This is a genomic window from Planomonospora algeriensis (assembly GCF_977012225.1).
This window is the reverse complement of sequence record NZ_CDRNDK010000604.1, coordinates 1-3165: the sequence shown is the minus strand read 5'-3', so window position 1 is coordinate 3165 and position 3165 is coordinate 1. Positions and strand designations below refer to the sequence as shown.

Genomic DNA, 3165 nt, shown 5'->3' with positions numbered 1-3165 from the left:
CGCCACCACTCGAAAGAGCCGCGGGCACCTCAACCCCGCTTAACTTCGAAGAGCCCTGATGGACCGCCGCGTCGGCGGAGTGGCCATCGCCGACAAGATGCGCGCCCAGATCGCCCACATCGAACACGTCCACCGCCACGCCGTACGGCCCGGCATCCGCGCCCAGCTCGCCCACGTCCTTGCCGAAACCGCGTCCCTGGCCGGATGGCAGGCCATCAACACCGGCGCCCTGGCCGACGCATGGGATCACTACGAACGCGCCAAGGCCGCCGCCCGCGAAGCCGACAACCCCGCCGTCCTGGCCTACGTCTCCGGCGAACAGGCATACGTCCTCATGGACCTGGGACGGCCGGCCGAAGCCACCGAACTCCTCCAATACCTGCACGCCACCCACCGCGACCGCATCCCCCCCGCGCCTGCGGACCTGGCTTGCCGCCGACGAAGCCGAGGCCGCCGCCATCCTCGGGGATGAGGCCACCTGCCGCACCGCGCTGGAGCAGGCCGCCGTCTTGCTGCCGGACGGGGCCGCCGACGAGGACATGCCGTACCTGTCGCTCGACCGCCACCACCTGGCCCGCTGGCGCGGCAACTGCCTGGTGCGCTTCGGTGACCCCGGCACCGTCGAGGACCTGCGCTCCGCGCTGGCCGGGATGGACGGCACCTACAACCGCGCCGAGTCCGCACTCCGCTGCGACCTGGGCCACGCCCTGCTGGCCGGAGGAGAGCCCGAGGCCGCCCAGCCGCACATTCAGCGCGCCCAGCAGTTGGCGACCATGACCGGCTCCCGCCGCCAGCGCAAGCGCATCGAGGAGCTGTCCCGAGCGGTCAAGCGCGCCTTGTGCTGAGCCGCGCCTGAGCCGCATACAACCCGATCAACGTCCCCGACGTCCAGATGTCCCCGCGGGCGATCATGTCCGGGATCTCCGCCAGCGGGATCCACTCGATGAGGTCCGCTTCCACCTCTTCACCGGTCGGCTTGCCGACGAGGTCAGCACCGCGGACGAGGAACAGGCTGTGCTCCGAATCCACCATGCCGGCCATCGGCTGGTAGGTGACCAGGTGCTCTGTCTCCTTGGGCCGGTATCCGGTCTCCTCCTCCACCTCACGGACGGCCGTCGTCATCGGATCCTCGCCCGCGTCGACCAGGCCGCCCGGCAGCTCCCAGCCCCACCGGTCGAACAGGAACCGGTGCCGCCACATCATCAGCACCCGGTTCTGCTCATCGACCACCACCGCGATAGCCGCCCGGTCCAGATGCACCGCGTGATGCTCGAACCGCTCCCCATCGGGGATCTCCACGTCGACCAGGCCCAGACGGATCCACCGGTTGTCGTAGACCAGCCGTTCCCCGTGCACAATCCAGCGCGTCTGCTCTTCGTTGGTAGCCACGTAGAGAATTTACAGCCTTATAGTTCCAATGTACATCAGCAGTTCGCGAAAGTATAAAAAATACCCCAATGGGAAAATGAGAATATTTTCATGCATATTGAATTACTGGAGAACAGATTTTACAGGGCAAGCAATCCAGTTTAATCACTTCAGAGAGCTTCATTTCTAAGGTCAGACTTCTCGCCCTTGGGCAAGATTGCAGATGAACAACCTTGGAGTTAGCGGACATCCGAAATCGCTGAACGCTTGTATTTGCTTTTTTTTCGGCATGATATGTTGAAATAATAACAGAAAATCGAAGGTCTGAACGTAGTCCTTCAAGGAGTGGCCACTCCAATACATCTTCGAGCTTGATTTCGCCAGCCTCCACTAGATCAGCAAGGCACTCTAGCGCTTTTTTATCCTCTTTGAGGAGGCAGTATTTGGCAAGCTTGTAGCGGCGCGATAGTGCAGAGGTGTCCCACGAAGACACCTCTGCACGGATAGATTTATCGCCTCCGGTTCTGGCTCGTGCAATCCAGCGGTTAACTATAAAGACAGTTCTATTTTCCTCGTTCTCGCTATTATCCGCCCCATAGGAACACATTTTTTCTGTAACGCGCCACTGGTTGCGAACAAGCGCCTCATAGCTATTATGCAGGAGCTCTCCAATTAGATATTTTTTTGCTTCTTTATTTATTTTTAGCGCAACCGCCACGGAGAGCAAGATTCCCAGCGTTAACAATTCATCGAGAGCGCTATGCACATATTCCTGATCGCAGGGTAGATACTCTCCCTCGTCAGGGACTTCGATACCTTTGAGTCCAGAAACCTGGCTAATATAGCGCCTCGATGCATGCCCGCCATTATGGACGATCACGTGCCGCCGCTGAAATATCTCCTTAGTCTTATCCCAGTCTATGGATAGTTCCGCCATGTCGACATTCATTCGATCTTTAAAGAATTTACGCCAATCGGCCAGGCTGCCAAAAATGAGACTCTCGACGCGTCTTGATATTGCCATCCGCGTGGCGTCTTTGATATTTTCCAATCCTTTCAAATCACTCAATGTAAAGGTTATTGCTTGCTCTTTTTGTCCAGCATCCAATGCCTCCGGATGTGCTTCGAAAAAATGCGTAGCCAAATTTGCAACCTGGACCTCGAAAGCACTTACGGCTGTCACGACAAGCGAATTTAGCAAGATTGGAGTCCGAGGCTTTTTTTCAAATGACTTATATAGTTCCGCAACGAGCTTCATCACTCTTCCACTGGAAGGAAGATTTTCTATTATCTCCCTAGAATAATCAGAAAGAGAGAACTCTTCCAAATTGGAGAAATGTTTGTTTGAAATTTCCAGAAGCCTCTCACGCTCGGCTTCATCGAGAGTTTTCATCATTTTTCCCAATTCGGAAAAACGCTTTTCTGTCGAATCGAGCTCGCTCGCGTGAGGGACGAGATTGATTAGATCCGAAAATGCCTCGAATTGCGATTGATATCTTTCGATATCGCTCTGCATCTGAGCGATGTTTAGGAGTTCGGGCTCAACACTGAGATCTGGACGGGGGGGATTGGTCTGTCATGGGAGCAATCTACATCATGCACCCAAAAGTGAAGGGCCCTACTTGCGAACGCACCCTTACATACATTTTGCCCACTATGTCGATTTTGTGTCGCATGTCCGTGGTCAACATGTCTGCTTTCTTGACTGAAAGCCTTGCCGAATTGTTCTTGTAGGTATCAAGGCGGCGGCGCGGCGCGCCGCCGCACGGCCCGCCGCCCGCCAGCCGTCCGGGCGTG

The 3165-nt window shown here is 56.7% G+C and carries 4 protein-coding genes and 1 pseudogene; 2 read left to right on the top strand and 3 right to left on the bottom strand.

Translation table 11 applies throughout. From position 1 onward, the window contains the following. Window positions 1-58: 58 nt before the first annotated feature. Together ACWJ6R_RS33195 and ACWJ6R_RS33190 are read left to right on the top strand one after the other, a co-directional pair. Window positions 59-472 carry a hypothetical protein gene (locus tag ACWJ6R_RS33195; protein WP_449066009.1) on the top strand — a complete coding sequence of 138 codons (414 nt, stop codon included), beginning with the start codon at window positions 59-61 and terminating at the stop codon, window positions 470-472. A 37-nt stretch (window positions 473-509) separates the two neighbouring features. Beyond that, complete coding sequence (locus ACWJ6R_RS33190) at window positions 510-845, top strand: hypothetical protein (protein ID WP_449066008.1); 336 nt, start codon at window positions 510-512, stop codon at window positions 843-845. Here the strand turns inward: ACWJ6R_RS33190 and ACWJ6R_RS33185 are convergent. The 3 genes and pseudogenes from ACWJ6R_RS33185 to ACWJ6R_RS33175 form a co-directional block, all read right to left on the bottom strand. Further along, window positions 826-1389 carry an NUDIX hydrolase gene (locus ACWJ6R_RS33185; RefSeq protein ID WP_449066007.1) on the bottom strand — a complete coding sequence of 188 codons (564 nt, stop codon included), beginning with the start codon at window positions 1387-1389 and terminating at the stop codon, window positions 826-828. The two genes, ACWJ6R_RS33190 and ACWJ6R_RS33185, sit on opposite strands and share 20 nt — an antisense overlap. Before the next feature lie 88 nt (window positions 1390-1477). Beyond that, a complete protein-coding gene (locus ACWJ6R_RS33180; RefSeq protein ID WP_449066006.1) occupies window positions 1478-2884 on the bottom strand; it encodes a hypothetical protein in 1407 nt (468 codons plus the stop codon). 73 nt (window positions 2885-2957) lie between these two features. Continuing rightward, a pseudogene (locus tag ACWJ6R_RS33175) lies at window positions 2958-3165 on the bottom strand (hypothetical protein); the annotation flags it as partial.

Coding starts and splice junctions, on each gene's coding strand:
- ACWJ6R_RS33195 (WP_449066009.1), top strand. CDS start 59: ATGGACCGCCGCGTCGGCGGAGTGGCCATCGCCGACAAGATGCGCGCC.
- ACWJ6R_RS33180 (WP_449066006.1), bottom strand. CDS start 2,884: ATGCAGAGCGATATCGAAAGATATCAATCGCAATTCGAGGCATTTTCG.